At 44.2% G+C, this 1,206-nt stretch carries 2 protein-coding genes; both read right to left on the minus strand.

What is annotated here, in order from left to right:
- Positions 1–142: 142 nt before the first annotated feature.
- Positions 143–379: an AAA family ATPase gene (locus Q7U10_03715; GenBank protein ID MDO8281723.1), complete on the minus strand. Its 237-nt coding sequence runs from the start codon at positions 377–379 to the stop codon at positions 143–145.
- A 79-nt stretch (positions 380–458) separates the two neighbouring features.
- Entirely contained in the window at positions 459–1,121 is a 663-nt protein-coding gene (locus tag Q7U10_03720) for a hypothetical protein (protein MDO8281724.1), read from the minus strand.
- Between the last annotated feature and the right edge of the window lie 85 nt (positions 1,122–1,206).

The raw sequence follows: 1,206 nt of genomic DNA on the forward strand, positions 1-1,206 counted from the left end.
CAGGCAATGGCGGACGCACACCATCAAGGGGTAAACGAAACAGCTCCCAATCAACAAATTTATCGAGCTGCAGTAAAGCATCTCGTTCATCCAGCTTCTTGAAGCGATCATCAAGATCGAAAAATCCGGGGTGGGCCATGAGTCACTCGCGTGTGTAAAGATTTTGCGATAGTTTACAGGAATTGGTTAATTTCCGGAGGTGCCCAAATGCCGATTCATCCAACACTGACCTTCTCAGAAGCCATTGGACTGCCGAAATAATGTTTGACTTGCCAGAGTTATTGTATCCGATAAGGGAGGTGAATCTCGCGAGAGGGAAACTAGCGTCTCTACAGGATTTGAAATTCACGATCTCGATGCGCTCTATGAAGACAGGCATTCTCTACTCTCAATTTGCGAATTCCAGACCGGAACAAAATGTCCATTTTCCTACAGTATTAAAAGTAGGCTAAGTCAACCTAGCTCAGTGGCGAGTCACTAACTTTGTGGACGATGTATCTCTTGATTTTTCTTGTAGGAGCTATTACCGCATTTGCGCTCAAATACAACCGCCCCTCTCGCTTCATATTGTTTTCATGTAGAGACCATGTAATCAATGCTTTTTGCCGTTCCGAGCTACTCAAATCTATATTGAAAGACACTGTTCTTCCTTCGATGAGATCAAAGAATTTTCCCCAACCCGTGAGCGAATTGTACTTAGTAACATTCCCCGAGATCACGTGAGGAGCAGGAATAGTCGAGGGCATCAAATACTGCGCGGTATGAGTATCAAATACAGCCAGTTCCTCGCCCCTTGGACGTGATATCGTCAGTTCTATCCGTTTGTCCTCCTTAATGGGGCGATGGATCTCATCCAAGGCCGATTCTAATGCTACGGGCAGCTCTCCAATAGTTGGCTCAATTCTATCATTGAGAGGTCTATAATAGTCATCGTTACCAAACTTTCCTACAGCTTCATTAAATCCGTACTTGAGGAAATCGTAAAACACACCGCTTGTCACAGAACCAGAAAAGAAAATAATTGCTTCATATATGAAGCTACCTCTTTTCGGTGTATTTATATAGAGGGCACCTCCGGAAATTAACCAATTCCTGTAAACTATCGCAAAATCTTTACACACGCGAGTGACTCATGGCCCACCCCGGATTTTTCGATCTTGATGATCGCTTCAAGAAGCTGGATGAACGAGATGCTTTACTGCAGCT

The sequence above is a fragment of the Thermodesulfovibrionia bacterium genome, assembly GCA_030646035.1.
Classification (GTDB): domain Bacteria; phylum Nitrospirota; class Thermodesulfovibrionia; order UBA6902; family UBA6902; genus JACQZG01.

Coding starts and splice junctions, on each gene's coding strand:
- Q7U10_03715 (MDO8281723.1), bottom strand. CDS start 379: ATGCCTGTCTTCATAGAGCGCATCGAGATCGTGAATTTCAAATCCTGT.